Raw genomic sequence first — 15,533 nt, forward strand, 5'->3', positions numbered from 1 at the left:
TATTCTCACAGGCGTATGTCATTTTCGGGCCAATCCACTGGATAGGCGTTTTTGATGAGCCGCCACCCGCGCCTGTTGATAGAATATGATTATCAAGAATCTGGGAGTGATTGAATGAGTAACAGCGCACCGTTTGGCGTGTTAATGGTTAATCTGGGGACCCCTGAAGCCCCTACACCAGAAGCTGTACGCAAGTACCTGGGGGAGTTTCTGTGGGATCCACGGGTGATCGATGTCTCACGCCCCGTCTGGTGGGCCATTCTCAATGGTTTTATCCTGCGTACTCGCCCCAGGAAGGTGGCTGAAGCCTATGCCTCGATCTGGACGGATGAAGGCTCGCCGCTCATGTCATACAGCCGCAAGCAGCAGCGCGCACTGGCGGCCCGGCTTGAAGCGTCCATGGGGCAGCCCATTCCGGTAGAGCTGGCGATGACATACGGCAGCCCAAGCATGGAAGAAGCCGGGCTCAAGCTCCGCAAGAGCGGAGTCGGTCGTATTCTGGTATTACCCATGTACCCACAGTTTTCACGCTCGACCACCGCCGCGGTCTTTGACCGGCTGGCGGATGCATTGAAACCCTGCCCGCACCTGCCGGAACTTCGGATGATCCGCGATTTTCACGATCACCCGCTGTATATCAAGGCGCTGGCAAATACCGTGCGCGAGCACTGGCAGGCACTTGGCAAGCAGGGGCATCTGATGCTGTCCTATCATGGCATTCCGAAGCGCTACGCGACCCAGGGTGACCCGTACCCGACGCATTGCGAAAGAACCAGCGAGCTGGTGGCCGAGGAGCTGGGTCTATCGAGTACGCAGTGGAGTCATACCTATCAGTCCCGCTTCGGGCGCGAAGAGTGGCTGAAGCCCTATACCGATGTCACGCTCAAGGCCTGGGGCAAGGAGGGGCGCGAGCATGTCGATGTGATGTGTCCTGCATTCTCGGCAGACTGCCTTGAGACCCTTGAAGAAATCAGTGAGGAAAACAGGGAGTACTTCAAGGAGTCCGGTGGGGGGGAGTATCACTACATTCCGGCACTGAACGATCGTGATGATCATATCGATCTGCTGGAATCACTGGTCAACCAGCATACCCAGGGGTGGTAGTCTGCCCTGATGCAGTTCAGCGCCAGGCGCTGAACTGCTTACATCACGTCAGTTTCTGGCGATGTCATCCTCATCATCAAGCTCATACGGCTGACCCTTGGTTTCCGGGGCGCTGGGCAGTTTATGATGCAAACCGCTCATGGTCAGCAGGTGGGCGCTGACCGGTGTGGTAATAAACAAAAACAGCGTAATCAACATGTCCTGCAGGCTTGGATGGCCGTTTTTCAACCAGAAAAAGCTCATCGATGCGAGCAATACACAGCCAACGCCCAGCGTAGTGCTTTTGGTTGGCCCATGCAGGCGCATGTAAAAATCCCTGAACCGCACCATGCCCATTGCGCCGATCACGGCGAAGATGCCACCGGCAATCATCAGGGCTGATACGGCCACTTCCAGTGCAAACCGAAGATCCATTCTGCCCTCCTATTCGATGATGTCGCCGCGAAGCAGATATTTGCAGACGGCCACGGTGCTGATGAAGCCCAGCATGGCAATAAGCAGGGCCGCCTCGAAGTACAGAGTGGTATTGAGCCACATGCCGAACAGAATGATCGCGCCAATGGCATTGACGTACATCGTATCCAGCGCGGCCAGCCTGTCCGGAATACTCGGCCCGATGATCAGGCGATAGAAATTCAGGGCAATGGCCAGCATGAACAAGAGGGCACTGATGGCAATGGCGTTGGTCAGCATCCAAAGATCTCCTTGAGCGGCTTCTCGTAACGCTCATGAATTTCCGTGATCAGCGCTTCGGTGTCGTCAACATCCAGCGCGTGAATCAGTACCGTGCCTTCATGAGGGCGAAGGTGAGCCGAAATCGTGCCGGGTGTCAGTGAAATCGTGCTGGTCAGAACAGTGATGGCGAAGTTGTCCGTGATCGACAGCGGGTATACCACGAAGGCCGGTTTGGGTTTGTGTCGAAAGGACAGCACCAGCCGGGACACTTCATAATTGGCAATGATGATATCCAGCAGCAAAGTCAGGATGTACTTGACCAGCAGGAAAGGGCGTTTGATATCCGGCTGTTTGTCCCAGAAAGAGGCCGTCAGCCTTGGCAGGGCTATCCCGAGGACGATCCCCATCAAAATATTGCCCAGGCTGATGGAGTTCTGAAGCATCAGCCATACCATGATCAGTAGTAGGGTCAGGTACGGGGTAGGCACTAATCTGGTTGATGGAATCACGGTGAGACCTCCCCGGCAGGTGTCGGCATGGCCTGATTGATGGGCGTCGGTGTCAGGATAGCGTCCAGATAACGAGACGGATTGCCAAGCTGCTGTGCTGTTGACTGCGTGTAATGCGTCAGGGGGCCGGCAAGGATGGATAGCAGCGGGGCCGCACCGATCAGCGCCAGCGTTGCCAGGCCACGGCGCTTGCCCATGAGCGGACCACTGGGCTCGCCTTCATGCGAGCGCCAGAAAAAGGTCGAGCCCGCCCGTGAGGCAGCAACAATCGTACATAACCCGCCAATCAGCAGAATCGGCCATAGCCAGAGGCGATCAGACCCTTCAGCACTTTGAAGAATCAGGGCCTTGCCGATGGCACCGGAGAAGGGCGGCAGCCCGGCAACGCCGGCCATGCCGACAAGGAACAGGCCACCCAGCAGTGAAGACTGCCTAAGAGGTCGGCTTTTGACGATGCGGGCTCCGGCCTTGCCGCGCTGATCATCAATGATATCAGCCAGCAGAAACAGTCCACCGGTCACCAGTGTCGTCTGAATCATGTAATACAGCAGGGCCGCCATGCTGTCATTCCCTGGCAGGCTGACGGCAGTCAGCAGCGTGCCGACCGACACCAGAATCAGGTAGCTGACCAGAGTGCGCATGTCCCGAGCCGACAGGCAACCTATGGCTGCCAGGGCCAGGGTGGCGAGCCCGCCCCACCAGAGCCACGGCGCGGCCATGTCTGCCAGTGATGCTGAGCGGTCACCGAACAGCAGCGAAAAGACGCGGATGATGGCATAAATGCCCACCTTGGTCATGATGGCGAAGAGGGCTGCCACGGCGGCCGGTGCGGCAGCGTAGGCCCGTGGCAGCCAGAAATACAGGGGCAGCATGGCTGACTTCAGTGTAAACACGGTCAGCAACAGCAGTCCTGCCGACTTGACCAGACCGGTCCGGTCGGTACCAAGGCCTGCAATGCGAGATGCCATATCTGCCATGTTCAGGGTGCCCAGCGTGCCGTACAACACACCCAGTGCGATCAGAAACAGCGATGAGCCGGCCAGATTCAATGCCACATAATGGAGGCCTGACTGAGTGCGTGCCTTGCCGCCACCATGCATCAACAGGGCATAGGAAGCGATCAGCAGTACCTCGAAAAACACGAAAAGATTGAACAGGTCGCCGGTCATGAAGGCGCCATTGATACCCATCAGCTGCAGTTGAAACAGGCCGTGAAAGTTGGAACCTTCCTCGTCCTGACCGGCACAGGCATAAATACAGCAAAACAACGCCAGTACGGAGGTCAGAAGCACCATCATGGCGGACAGGCGATCCAGAACCATGATAATGCCAAATGGCGGTTGCCAGCCTCCCAGGGCGTAATAGCGGATGGTGCCATCGCTGGCCATGTAGACAAGCAGTGCGGCGACAACAACAAGCAGTGCCGTGGCACCCACGCTCATGGAGCGCTTGTAACGCGTGCCGACTTCGCGCCGAATCAGAGTGGCCAGACCCGCCACCAGCGGCAGCACGATGGGAAGGACAAGAAGATGATCCATTACTTGCGCTCCTCCCGGGGTTCATCCGTGCGCTGTCCGTCTACGCTGTCACTGCCCAGATCACCCCGAGTACGCATGGCCAGAATCACCACGAACGCCGTCATGGCAAAGCCGATCACGATGGCAGTAAGTACCAGTGCCTGGGGCAGCGGATCGGCATAGGGCTGGCCGCTGTCCACGATGGTGGTATGGCCGGTGGTGATGCCGCCCATCGAGAAGAGGAACAGGTTGACGGCATATGACAGCAGCGTCAGGCCCACCACCACCGGAAAGGTCCTGCCGCGAAGGGTCAGGTAAATGCCACAGGCAGTCAGAATGCCGGTCACCGTCGCATAAAGGGCTTCCATTACTGTTTCTCCTTCGACGGGCGGTGAGGGGTCGTCACCTTGCCCAGGTTGGCAAGGATCATCAGCGTCGAGCCGACGACGGTCAGGTAAACGCCCAGATCAAACATCATGGCCGTGGCCAGTTCGATATCGCCGATCAGGGGGATGTCAAAATGACCGAAGCTCGAGGTCAGAAACGGCTTGTTGAAGACCCAGCTGCCAAGACCTGTCAGCGCGGCAATGGCCACGCCGGTGACAGCAATGGGCTGGTAATTGAACGACATGCGCCGCTGGGTCCATTCCACGCCACGAGACATGTACACCAGAATGATGACCACGGCGGCCACCAGTCCGGCAATGAACCCGCCGCCTGGCAGGTTATGCCCCCGCAGGAAGATGAAGACCGAGACCAGCAGCGCCAGTGGCAGCAGGGTCTGGGAGACAGATGACAGAATGACGGGATAGCGGTCCGGTGACCAGGGGCGACCTTCCATGTCACTTGATGGCATGAACAGGCGAAGCCGGTTCAGCAGCTTGTAGATGGCGATACCGGCAATACCCAGTACGGTGATTTCGCCGAGAGTATCGAAGCCACGGAAATCCACCAGAATGACGTTGACGATATTATGGCCGCCGCCGCCGGGAACACTGTTCTCGATGAAGTAGGTCGAGATGCTTTGCAGAGGGCGTGTCAGTACGGCGTAGTTGAGGCTGGCAATTACCCCGCCAAAGATCATCGACAACAGAATGTCCCGAGACACGCGACGTCCACTGGACTCCTTGGGCGTCTTCTGCGGCAGGAAGAACAGTGCGAGCATCAACAGAATGATCGTGACTACTTCCACGGCCAACTGTGTCAGAGCGAGGTCAGGGGCCGAGAAGCGTGCAAAGGTCAGGGAAACAAACATGCCCACGACCGAGAGAAACAGCAGTGACAACAGGCGCCGACGATGCAGCATGACCGTACCGAGACCGGCCAGACACAGAATGCCTGCTCCGGTGACGACGACCGGGTCAAGCGGCTGCAGTGATTTCAGGCCCGCCATGGAAGGCACGTCCATCAGGCCAAAGGCAGCCACTATCACCGCGCTCAGCAGCAGCAGGAACATGTACCGCTGCAGCGAGCCGTTTTCAAACCGATCCAGCCCCCACTGCGCGGAACGCACGACACGCTGTACCGAAAATTCGAAGGACTGGCGGGCGTTGACGGCGCGGAATTGCCGGTGAAACCGGTAAATGTGATTGCGCAGCAGATACACCAGCACCCCGGCGCTCAGCGCAATGGCGCTCATCATCAGCGGCAGGTTGAAGCCATGCCAGAGGGCAAGGTGTATCTCCGGCGCCTGACCCGGTACCACGGCGGCAGTAGCTGCCCGCAGGATGGGCTCGACCATGATGCCGGGCAGAATGCCCACCATGATGCACAGCAGGATCAGGATTTCGATCGGCAGGCGCATATAGCGAGGAGGCTCGTGTGGGGTCTTGGGCAGATCCCGTGGCTCGCCATTGAAAAATACATCGTGTATGAAACGCAGCGAATAGGCTACCGAGAGCACACTGCCCAGTGTGGCCAGTGCCGGAATCATCCATGACAGCCCGCCCAGCATCTGTGCCTCAAGACTCTGGGCCAGAAACATCTCCTTGGACAGGAAGCCGTTAAGCAGAGGGACGCCGGCCATGGAAGCGGAAGCGACAGCGGCCAGTACGGTCGTGTAGGGCATGTATCGCCACAGGCCATTGAGCTTTCGTATGTCCCGGGTGCCGCATTCGTGATCGACAATACCAGCTGCCATGAACAGTGAAGCCTTGAACGTGGCGTGGTTGATGATGTGAAACACACCCGCCACGGCAGCCAGCTTGGAGTTGAAGCCAAACAGCAGGGTAATCAGGCCAAGGTGGCTGATGGTCGAAAATGCCAGCACCCCTTTAAGATCCTGTTTGATCAGCGCAAAGAAGGCTCCGTAGAGCAAGGTGGCCAGCCCGGTCAGAGTGACGATATAGAACCATTCATCCGTGCCGGACAAAACAGGATACATGCGCGCCAGCAGGAAAACGCCAGCCTTGACCATGGTGGCGGAATGCAGATAGGCCGATACCGGTGTCGGGGCTGCCATCGCATGCGGCAGCCAGAACTGGAACGGAAACTGGGCTGACTTGGTAAAGGCTCCAAGCAAAAACAGCAGCAGAATCGGCTGATAAAGGCTGCTTTGCTGAATCAGTTCGCGATGTTCAAGCACGGTGGTCAGGCTGTAGGAGCCAACCACATGACCCATCAGCAAAATACCTGCCAGCAGGCACAGCCCCCCCGCTCCGGTGACGGTCAGCGCCATGCGTGCCCCCTTGCGGGCTTCCGAAAGATGCGACCAGTAACCAATCAGCAGGAACGATGACAGGCTGGTCAGCTCCCAGAAAAACCACATCAGCAGCAGGTTGTCGGCCGTGACGATCCCGAGCATGGCGGTCATGAACAGCATGAGATAAGCGTAAAAGCGGCTCATCGAGTCCTTTTCGGACAGATAGTATCTGGCGTAAAGGATGATCAGCAGGCCGATACCCAGCACCAGATAGACAAACAGCAGGGATAACCCATCAAGTCTGAACGCGATATCCAGGCCCAGCGCAGGCACCCAGTCAAAACTCACCTGCGGCAGCTGACCGCCAAATACTGCCGGCGTGTACCAGGCCGCAATGCCCAGGGCAATGGCGGGAAGGATCGCTGTCAGCCAGGCGCACGTGGTCCGTCCGCTGCGAGCGCTCGCAATGGGTACGAGACTGCCGACAAGGGGCAGCAGCACAATCAATAGCAGGGTCATGAAGACATGCTCTTTTCAGTAGCGGACTGAATATGGTTGACGTCGCCTGGTGTCAATGCAGGGCAGGAGACGTGCCCGTGGGCCATGATCATTGTCATGGCAAAGGCATCAGACGGGCGGGTCGGTCAGGAACGGACGACGGACAGCGCGAGGTGAAAACATCCAGCGCGGGGCCTTTCCTGCACGCATGATCGTGGTCATTTGACGCGATGTACAGCCTGAAGCGTTGCGATCCGGCCGCGATGGTTTGGGGTGCCCCTGAGCGGTCATGACGTTATCTCCTTCATCCCGATGTTGGCACGGTTACCCGCCTGCCAATACATCGGTCTCTGTAGCCCGTTGAAAGTGTTATAAAAAAAGGCATAGAGTCTGCGGTCGTAAAGGGAATGTATCACGCACCCAGATTGCTCGCCAGTCATCGACGTGCGAGAGTCGGAATCCTGTTGATATTGGCTTAAGCTTGGAGTGCCCGGGAAAGGGGTGTAGCCCGGGGTACTGACTCATCAGATCAAGGAATTCCCATGGGACTGACGCACGACTATACGCTGACTGTTCGCTGGACCGGTCAGAATGAAGCAGGCACGACCAGTTACCGGTCCTATTCACGTGCCCATGACATTCTGAGCGAGGGCAAGCCACGGATTCAGGCCAGTGCCGACCCGGCATTCATGGGTGATCCGGCCCTGCATCATCCGGAAGAGCTGTTTGTGGCTTCGCTCAGTGAGTGTCATATGCTGTGGTACCTCCACCTGTGCGCCGACGAAGGTGTGGTGGTTACGGATTACGTGGATCAGCCGCGCGGTACGCTCAAGCTGGCGTCCGGTCACGGCGGACGCTTTACGCGTATCGAGCTGCGCCCGGTGATCACGATCACGTCCGAGTCTTCTGTAGACAAGGCTCGGGCACTGCATGATCGTGCCCACCAGTACTGTTTCATTGCCCAGTCGGTCAATGTCGATATTGTGATTTCGCCGGAATTTGTTCACGGCGTGGAATGATTGATATCAGATGGGCTTGAACAGCCGTGACAGCAGGGCGACCACGGCCGTTTCGACACGCAGGATGCGTTCACCCATGTGAATGCCCTTAAGGCCTGCGGCTTTCAGGGCATCCATTTCGTACTCGATGAATCCACCTTCCGGGCCAATGGCCAGCAGTAACGGTGGGGCATCGAGCGCGCGAGGCGGTGGGCAGGATTGCATCTCGCCCGGATGGGCGACAAGGCCTTCGCGGCCTGTCATCAGGCTCGGCAGCTCGTCTTCAACAAAGGGTTTGAAGCGCTGGGCCAGGTGTACCTTTGGCATGGTAGTGTCACGCGCCTGTTCAAGGCCCAGTACCATGTGGTGGCGGATTTTAAGTGGGTCGAGTTCCGGGCTTTGCCAGTAACTTTTTTCCACACGTCGAGTATGTAGCAGTGTGATGTGCTTCACGCCCAGGGCTGCCATGTTTTCGAGGCTTCTGGCCAGCATGCGCGGTCGTGGCAGGGCGAGAACAACATGGATGGGCAGGGGCGGTGGCGCTTTTTGCGTCAGATGCTCAAGCTCGAAATCCGCCAACTCCGGCGTCAGTGACACCAGGCGGGCACGCCCCATCAGGCCATTTTCCACACCGACGGTCAGGCTCTGTCCCGGGACAAGGCGATGGACATCTCTCAGGTGAGCCAGGCGACGCGTATCGGTAACGCGAAGCCGCTGGCCGTCAAGGCTTTCGGCGGGCAATAACAACAGGTTCATGAGGGCTCCTTTAAACGCGAGCCATGATACCCGAGCCGGCACGAAGGTCGAATGCGTACAGCGCGCTTTTTTTCTGAGATAATCGACGCACTTCCTGTTTTAACCGACAACGAGATGAGTCATTGATGAAGGTTCTGATTATCGGCGGTGGTGGACGTGAGCATGCGCTGGCCTGGAAGGCTGCACAGTCCAGTCAGGTCAGCGACGTGCTGGTTGCTCCCGGCAATGCCGGCACGGCTCGCGAGGACGGGCTTCGTAATGTGGCGGTGGCTGCAACGGATATTGAAGGCCTGCTGGCCCTGGCGCAGCAGGAAGAGGTGGGGCTGACCATCGTGGGGCCTGAAGCACCTCTGGTGGCGGGGGTGGTGGACCGTTTTCGCGCTGCCGGGCTGGCCATTTTCGGTCCGACTCAGGCAGCCGCCCAGCTGGAAGGCTCCAAGGCCTTTACCAAGGACTTTCTGGCGCGCCATCGTATCCCCACGGCCGAATATGCCAACTTCACCGACATCGACAAGGCATTGGCCTACCTTGAGCAGCATCCGGCACCTATCGTTATCAAGGCCGATGGTCTGGCCGCCGGCAAGGGCGTAGTGGTTGCCATGACCGATGACCAGGCGCAGGCCGCGGTCAGGGACATGCTGGCAGGCAATGCCTTTGGTGATGCCGGTGCGCGCGTGGTCATCGAGGAGTATCTGGACGGTGAGGAGGCCAGCTTCATCGTCATGGTCGACGGCGAGCATGTGCTGCCCATGGCGACAAGTCAGGATCACAAGCGCATCGGTGAGGGAGATGAAGGTCCCAATACCGGTGGGATGGGCGCTTATTCTCCGGCACCGGTGGTGACAACGGCCGTTTTTGATCGCGTCATGGCCGAGATCATCATGCCGACGGTTGAAGGCATGGCGCAGGAAGGCAATGCCTATACTGGCTTTCTGTATGCCGGGCTGATGATTGATGCCGATGGGGCACCGAAGGTCATTGAATACAACTGTCGCTTTGGCGACCCGGAAACCCAGCCGATCATGATGCGTCTTCAGAGCGATCTGGTGGCGCTGTGCCAGGCCGGTGTCGAAGGGCGTCTGGATCAGCAGCACTGTCAGTGGGACGAGCGCGTTGCAGTGGGCGTGGTCATGGCGGCGCAGGGATATCCTGGTGAGTACCGCAAGGGCGATACCATTGATAACACTCTGGCGGCTGAACGTGATGGTTGCAGGGTATTTCATGCCGGTACCGCGGAGAGTGAGCAGGGCCGCGTTGTCACCAGTGGCGGGCGTGTACTGTGCGTGACCGGTCTGGGCGAGGATGTAAGCTCGGCCTGTGAGCGTGTTTACGCGGCAGTGGATACCATATCCTTTGAGGGCGCTGTATTTCGGCGCGATATCGGCCATCGAGCGATTCGCCGCCAGACCGGGCACTGACTGATGATGCCCCGATGAGGCGCCGCTTCACCGGGGCATTCGGGTTCAAGCGCCTGTCGCGGCTTCCATGGAGGGGCGACAGGTCAGGGGGAGGAGCAGGACATGTCTCGTGAATACCCGATCGTGTCGGTAACCGGTTCGTCCGGTGCGGGCACCACGACGGTACGCCGTGCGTTTGAACGCATGTTTGCTCGTGAATCCATACATCCTGCCGTGATTGATGGGGATGCCTTTCACCGTTATACCCGGGAAGATCTGCGGCGCATCTTCAAGGAAGAGCCGGAGCGCAAATCCGAGTTATCCCACTTTGCCGTCGAGGCCAACCTGCTTGATCGTCTTGAAGACCTGTTTCAGGAATACGGCGAGCGCGGTACCGGTACGTTTCGTCATTATATTCATGCCGAAGACAAGCGCATGCTGGAAGCGGGCTATCAGGTGGGGACCTTCACCGAATGGCAGCCGATCCCGGAGGGAACGGATCTGCTTTTCTATGAGGGCCTTCACGGCGGGCTGGTGACTTCCGAATTCGATGTGGCACGTCATGTGGATCTGCTGGTAGGCGTGGCACCCACCATGAATCTTGAGTGGATTCAGAAAATAAACCGCGATACCAATATGCGTGGGCATTCACATGAGGCGGTGGTGGATACCATTCTTGGGCGTATGCAGGATTATGTGCGGTATGTGATTCCACAGTTTTCTCGAACTCATATCAATTTTCAGCGTGTGCCGACAGTGGATACGTCCAATCCCTTCGAGCTTCAGGATATTCCCAGTGATGGTGAGTCCTTTGTCGTTATCCGATTTCGCGACCGGCACGGCGCAGATTTTCCCTATCTGCTTTCCATGATCAGGGATTCCTTCATGACGCGCCCGCATACGCTGGTCGTACCGGGCTCCATGATGCCATTGGCCATCGAGTTGATCATTACACCCAGAGTGGAAGCACTGCTCTCCAGGCGTCGATTTCGCTGAGTGATGTCTTCCCCATAGAAGGACAAGTGCCATGAGTACGATCTTTACGCAAATCATTAACCGTGATATCCCGGCCGATATCGTCTTTGAAGATGAGCACGTGCTGGCCTTTAATGACATCAGCCCCCAGGCGCCGTATCACATGCTGATCATTCCCAAGCGCCCGATTGCCACCCTGAATGATCTGACAGAGGATGATGCCGAGCTGGTGGGAAGGCTGCATGTGACGGCAGCTCGTCTGGCCCGTGAAAAGGGCTTTGCCGACGAGGGATATCGCGTTGTCATGAACTGTAATGAGTACGGTGGGCAGACGGTCTATCACATCCATCTGCATCTGATGGGGGGGCGTCATTTTACCTGGCCTGCAGGTTGACAGCCGGATCCGTAAATTATCTATCGAAAAGCGCCGTCAGGCGCTTTTTTTATGCGTAAGAAAGTAATTAAAGGTGACTCGCTAAATGTCCTGAAAGTGGCTATGCACCCGTGGAGCACCTAAGCTCGAAGAGTGCCCTTGGCTTGATTCAGGAGTTTCTGATGAAAATGACCCGTACCGACTGCATGATCAGTCAGTTTGACTCGCTGCTGCGGGTGCTGTCTCCCCAGGCGGTTCAGCCGCTTCGTTCCTCGCCGGCGCATGAAGCCAGCGATGGGGCGATGGCTCCTGGCACACGCAGAATCTCGTCGTCCTGGGTGCGAGGTCACTACACTCAGGCCCTGTGCTTGCAGGCCCTGTATCAGGGGCAGGCGCTGGCGGCCCGTCAAACCCGCGTGCAACAGAATGTGCTTCAGGTGGCGGGGGAACAATGGGACCAGCTTGGGTGGTGTCGTCAGCGGCTGGCCGAACTGGGAGGGCGAACCAGTCTGCTGGATCCCATCCTTTACATCAGTGCCATGTCGCTGTCGGCGGCGAGCAGTCGGCTGGATGAGGCCGCCGGGCTCGGGTTTGTGCATGCTGCTACCGAAGCCACGCGCAGGCAGTCGGAGCATGTGATTCGTGAGTTGCCTGAGGATGATCGCCGGTCTCGCGCCATTTTTCAGGCCATGCAGGGGGACGATGCCCATCATGGCCGTCAGATGCTGGAAGGCGGTGCACGGGCCTGGGCATCGCCTGCGCGGTGGGGGCTGGGGGTGCTGGTGAGGTCCGTGGCCTTTGCTGCACGAAGGGTCTGACAGCCGGGCATGAAAAACGCCGCAGCGTGCGGCGTTCAGAGACAGTATGCTTACTGTCAGTCCATATTGCGGGAATAAAATATTTCCAGCATTTCTCGACGCAGACGCCGTTCGATATCGTCGGCTTCTTCAAAGGACAGCTCTCGGCGAGATGTGCCGAAGAGGTAGTTGTCGAGATCAAAGTCCTTCAGCAGCATCTTGGTGTGGAACATGTTTTCCTGATACACGTTGACGTCGATGGTCTGATAGGCCTTTTTGGTATCTTCGGAAATGTAATCCTGGATCGAGGTAATATCGTGATCGATGAACAGCTTGCGGCCATCGACATCACGCGTAAAACCGCGTACCCGGTAATCGGCCGTGACCATGTCCGAGTCAAAGCTGTGGATCAGGTAGTTCAGTGCCTTGAGGGGTGAAATCATGCCGCAGGTCGAGACATCGATATCAAGTCTGAACGTGCTGATACCGTTGTCCGGATGGGATTCCGGGTAGGTATGCACCGTGACATGGCTCTTGTCCAGGTGGCCAACCACGGTTTCAGGCAGTGGCCCCGGGCCCGGTGTTGACACGCTTTCGCTCAGCGGTCCATCAAGCTCATGTTCAGCGATGAGAATGGTAACGCTGGCCCCATGAGGTTCGTAGTCCTGGCGTGAGATATTAAGGACATGTGCCCCGATGATATTGGTTACATCCTTGAGAATCTGTGTCAGACGCTCGGCATTGTAAAGTTCGTCGATATAGTCGATGTACCCTTCACGCTGCTCTTCGGTCTTGGCATAGCAGATGTCGTAGATGTTAAAGCTCAAGGAGCTTGTCAGGTTATTAAACCCGTGGAGTCGGAGCTTGTCGGTCAATTCCGAGCCTCCTGCAGCTGTCAGCGGTGGTGAATGCCCGACGAGCAAGCGTCGAACCCGTCATCGAAAGGCGCGTATTATGCACATCCCCGGGAGGGGTTGCACCTGTCTTTTGGCAGTCTGACAATCAGGGCGCCTCAAGAATTTCGTAGTCATGGGTGATCTCGACGCCACCTGCCGCGAGCATGAGCGAAGCGCTGCAGTATTTGGTGGCAGACAGTTCCGTTGCCCGTTTGACCTGGGATTCCTTGAGGTTGCGGCCGGTAACCACGAAGTGGACATGAATCTGGGTGAATACGGCCGGCGTGGCATCGGCGCGCTCTGCGCTCAGCTCTGCGACGCAGTCGGTGACCTGCTGGCGGGATTTCTCAAGGATATTGATCACGTCATAGGCAGTACAGCCGCCCATGCCCATCAACAGGAGTTCCATCGGTCTGGCGCCGGTGTTGCGCCCGCCATTATCCGGATTGCCGTCCATGACAACGCTGTGGCCGCTGCCTGATTCGGCGACGAACTGGCGTCCATCGGTCCATTTTACCGTCGCTTTCATGCTGTGTATTTCCTTTGCTTGCGGTTGGTGCGCACTGACGGGAGCGCAGGCTCGTCGAGCACTCATGGCGCTGAATGGTACTGTAATCAGCTCAGCTGTGCATCCAGCGCATGGAGGCGCTCCGGTGTGCCGACATCGACCCATTGCCCGGTAAAATGCTCGCCGGTCACTCGGTGCTGTTCCATGGCAATAACCAGTAACGGGGCCAGTCTGGCCGGAGTATTGTCCGGCAGGGTATGGAACAGGGCGGGGTCCAGTATGGCCAGGCCCGAATAGGTCAGTCGCGGCGTACCGGTAGCGTCGAGCTGCCCCTCCTTCAATCTGAAATCCCCGTCGGGATGATGGGGTGGGTTATCCACCATCAGTAAATGCCCCAGTGCCTGATCGGCAAGATGTCTTGGTGTCAGGTCGGCATCACACCAGACATCCCCATTGATCAACCAGAATGGCGCGTCGCCCAGCAGTGGCAGGGCATGCCGAATGCCGCCTGCGGTTTCAAGCGGCGTCTCCTCTTCACTCCAGGTAATGCTGACGCCCAGAGCGCTGCCATCGCCGAGTGCATCAATCACCTGTGCGCGACGGTAGCTTACATTGATGACAATGTCGGTAATGCCGCTGTCGCGCAGCCGTTCCAGGTGGTGCACCAGCAGGGGTTTGCCGCCCGCGGGCAACAGGGGTTTCGGGCAGGTGTCGGTCAGTGGGCGCATCCGTGTCCCCAGTCCCGCTGCCAGAATCATGGCTTTCATGGTGTGTTCTCGGTGGATGTATTCAGGGCCCGGTCAAGGCGAGGGGTGAAGGTGTCGGTAAACCAGTCAAGCAGGGTGGTTTCTCCCAGGGCGCAAAGCGCCTCGCGGGTATGCGCGAGGAAGCAGGGCATATACGCCAGGTAACGAGGCTTGTGGTCACGAAATGCCGTGCGACAGAACCCGCCGAGAACCTTGATGCTACGCTGCGCGCTGGTATCTTCAAAATTTGCCAGAAAGCGGGATCGGGAATGACTTTCCGGTATCAAACCACTGCTGATCGCACGCGCGTGGTACTGCATCAGCCAGCGATGTCTGTCTTCGGCGGGCCACGGCTGATGTCGGTCACGAAGCAGGCAGGTCATGTCAAAGCTCAACGGCCCATGCCAGGCCCCCTGAAAGTCGATCAGTCTGAGCCTGTCTCCCTGAACCATGATGTTTTGCGGTGTATAGTCACGATGGGTGGTGACACGTGGCTGATCCAGCAGGCGTTCGATCAGGGCATTTCTGAACTTCACCCAGCCAGGCGGCAGGTCAAGGCCCAGCCAGGGCAGGCACCATTCTGGAAACAGATCCAGCTCACTGCCCAGTCGCGTTGCATCGTAGTCAGGCAGGGCCTCGGCCGGCTGGGCTGCAACACGGACCGACAGGGCGATGGCCTGCTCGATCAACGGCTCGATACGGTGTTCATCCTCGAGTGCTTGTCGTAGCATGGTGTTGCCAAGGTCTTCGAGCACCATGAATCCCTGTTCAAGCGAACAGGCTTCTATGCCCGGGACCGGCAGGCCGGCCGCATGCCACAGCCTGTCGATGGTGACAAAGGAAGTGCTGTCTTCATGTTCCGGGGGCGCATCCATGATGATCCGGGTCGAGTGATCCGGCAATTCGAGGCGAAAATAACGCCTGAAACTGGCATCATCTGCGATGACCTCGAGCGCCATGTCGCTGTCGCTGAGTCGATACTGCTCGGCGAGCCAGTGTTTCATGAGGGCAAGACGTTCTGACATGGTACCTGTTTCCTGAAAATAACGGCCCTGAGTTCAAGGGGCGGTCAGGGCATGACGGTGTGTACCTTACCGATTTTTTGATGCAAGTACATGGGGATGAACCCCGTTCCTTATCAGG

Annotated in this window: 18 protein-coding genes; 6 read left to right on the top strand and 12 right to left on the bottom strand. The window is 57.9% G+C overall.

The genetic code is table 11. The features are described from left to right. Positions 1–114 precede the first annotated feature (114 nt). Entirely contained in the window at positions 115–1,104 is a 990-nt protein-coding gene (hemH, locus tag OQ287_RS01205) for a ferrochelatase (RefSeq protein WP_250936097.1), read from the top strand. Positions 1,105–1,152: 48 nt separating this feature from the next. Here hemH and OQ287_RS01210 read toward each other — a convergent pair whose 3' ends face one another. The 7 genes from OQ287_RS01210 to OQ287_RS01240 form a co-directional block, all read right to left on the bottom strand. Next, a complete protein-coding gene (locus OQ287_RS01210) occupies positions 1,153–1,518 on the bottom strand; it encodes a Na+/H+ antiporter subunit G (RefSeq protein WP_250936098.1) in 366 nt (121 codons plus the stop codon). A gap of 9 nt (positions 1,519–1,527) precedes the next feature. Then, the gene (locus OQ287_RS01215; protein WP_250936099.1) at positions 1,528–1,797 is read right to left on the bottom strand and encodes a K+/H+ antiporter subunit F; all 270 of its coding nucleotides are present in this window, start codon (positions 1,795–1,797) and stop codon (positions 1,528–1,530) included. After that, positions 1,791–2,288: a Na+/H+ antiporter subunit E gene (locus tag OQ287_RS01220; protein WP_250936100.1), complete on the bottom strand. Its 498-nt coding sequence runs from the start codon at positions 2,286–2,288 to the stop codon at positions 1,791–1,793. The genes OQ287_RS01215 and OQ287_RS01220 overlap by 7 nt, the downstream gene beginning before the upstream one ends. Then, on the bottom strand, positions 2,285–3,826 hold the full coding sequence (locus OQ287_RS01225; RefSeq protein ID WP_250936101.1) for a monovalent cation/H+ antiporter subunit D: 1,542 nt from the start codon (positions 3,824–3,826) through the stop codon (positions 2,285–2,287). The genes OQ287_RS01220 and OQ287_RS01225 overlap by 4 nt, the downstream gene beginning before the upstream one ends. Next, positions 3,826–4,173: a Na+/H+ antiporter subunit C gene (locus tag OQ287_RS01230; RefSeq protein ID WP_250936102.1), complete on the bottom strand. Its 348-nt coding sequence runs from the start codon at positions 4,171–4,173 to the stop codon at positions 3,826–3,828. The genes OQ287_RS01225 and OQ287_RS01230 overlap by 1 nt, the downstream gene beginning before the upstream one ends. Then, complete coding sequence (locus tag OQ287_RS01235) at positions 4,173–6,965, bottom strand: monovalent cation/H+ antiporter subunit A (protein ID WP_265895299.1); 2,793 nt, start codon at positions 6,963–6,965, stop codon at positions 4,173–4,175. Before OQ287_RS01235 ends, OQ287_RS01230 begins: the two co-directional genes overlap by 1 nt. A 108-nt stretch (positions 6,966–7,073) precedes the next feature. After that, entirely contained in the window at positions 7,074–7,235 is a 162-nt protein-coding gene (locus OQ287_RS01240) for a hypothetical protein (RefSeq protein WP_250936104.1), read from the bottom strand. Positions 7,236–7,486: 251 nt separating this feature from the next. Here OQ287_RS01240 and OQ287_RS01245 point away from each other — a divergent pair, with 251 nt between their 5' ends. Further along, positions 7,487–7,963: an OsmC family protein gene (locus OQ287_RS01245; protein ID WP_265895300.1), complete on the top strand. Its 477-nt coding sequence runs from the start codon at positions 7,487–7,489 to the stop codon at positions 7,961–7,963. Positions 7,964–7,969: 6 nt separating this feature from the next. Here the strand turns inward: OQ287_RS01245 and OQ287_RS01250 are convergent, their stop codons facing one another. Further along, on the bottom strand, positions 7,970–8,698 hold the full coding sequence (locus OQ287_RS01250; RefSeq protein ID WP_265895301.1) for a 16S rRNA (uracil(1498)-N(3))-methyltransferase: 729 nt from the start codon (positions 8,696–8,698) through the stop codon (positions 7,970–7,972). Between the two features lie 125 nt (positions 8,699–8,823). On the opposite strand from OQ287_RS01250, the gene purD reads away from it, so the two are divergent. The 4 genes from purD to OQ287_RS01270 all read left to right on the top strand — a co-directional run bounded on the left by purD (position 8,824) and on the right by OQ287_RS01270 (position 12,261). After that, complete coding sequence (purD, locus tag OQ287_RS01255; RefSeq protein WP_265895302.1) at positions 8,824–10,116, top strand: phosphoribosylamine--glycine ligase; 1,293 nt, start codon at positions 8,824–8,826, stop codon at positions 10,114–10,116. Positions 10,117–10,218: 102 nt separating this feature from the next. Further along, positions 10,219–11,091 (top strand): phosphoribulokinase, encoded by an 873-nt coding sequence (locus OQ287_RS01260; protein WP_250936113.1) that lies wholly within the window; start codon positions 10,219–10,221, stop codon positions 11,089–11,091. 31 nt (positions 11,092–11,122) lie between these two features. Next, positions 11,123–11,464 carry a histidine triad nucleotide-binding protein gene (locus tag OQ287_RS01265; protein ID WP_250936115.1) on the top strand — a complete coding sequence of 114 codons (342 nt, stop codon included), beginning with the start codon at positions 11,123–11,125 and terminating at the stop codon, positions 11,462–11,464. A gap of 161 nt (positions 11,465–11,625) precedes the next feature. After that, positions 11,626–12,261, top strand: coding sequence for a demethoxyubiquinone hydroxylase family protein (locus OQ287_RS01270; protein ID WP_250936117.1), 636 nt, complete (start codon positions 11,626–11,628; stop codon positions 12,259–12,261). 56 nt (positions 12,262–12,317) lie between these two features. Here the strand turns inward: OQ287_RS01270 and speD are convergent, their stop codons facing one another. The 4 genes from speD to OQ287_RS01290 form a co-directional block, all read right to left on the bottom strand. Next, a complete protein-coding gene (speD, locus tag OQ287_RS01275) occupies positions 12,318–13,115 on the bottom strand; it encodes an adenosylmethionine decarboxylase (protein ID WP_250936119.1) in 798 nt (265 codons plus the stop codon). A gap of 127 nt (positions 13,116–13,242) precedes the next feature. After that, positions 13,243–13,665 (bottom strand): OsmC family protein, encoded by a 423-nt coding sequence (locus OQ287_RS01280; protein ID WP_250936121.1) that lies wholly within the window; start codon positions 13,663–13,665, stop codon positions 13,243–13,245. Positions 13,666–13,751: 86 nt separating this feature from the next. Continuing rightward, a complete protein-coding gene (murU, locus tag OQ287_RS01285; protein WP_265895304.1) occupies positions 13,752–14,411 on the bottom strand; it encodes an N-acetylmuramate alpha-1-phosphate uridylyltransferase MurU in 660 nt (219 codons plus the stop codon). Continuing rightward, entirely contained in the window at positions 14,408–15,415 is a 1,008-nt protein-coding gene (locus tag OQ287_RS01290; RefSeq protein ID WP_265895305.1) for an aminoglycoside phosphotransferase family protein, read from the bottom strand. The genes murU and OQ287_RS01290 overlap by 4 nt, the downstream gene beginning before the upstream one ends. Positions 15,416–15,533: the final 118 nt, after the last annotated feature.

It is taken from the genome of Larsenimonas rhizosphaerae, from assembly GCF_026240105.1.
Classification (GTDB): Bacteria; Pseudomonadota; Gammaproteobacteria; order Pseudomonadales; family Halomonadaceae; genus Larsenimonas; species Larsenimonas rhizosphaerae.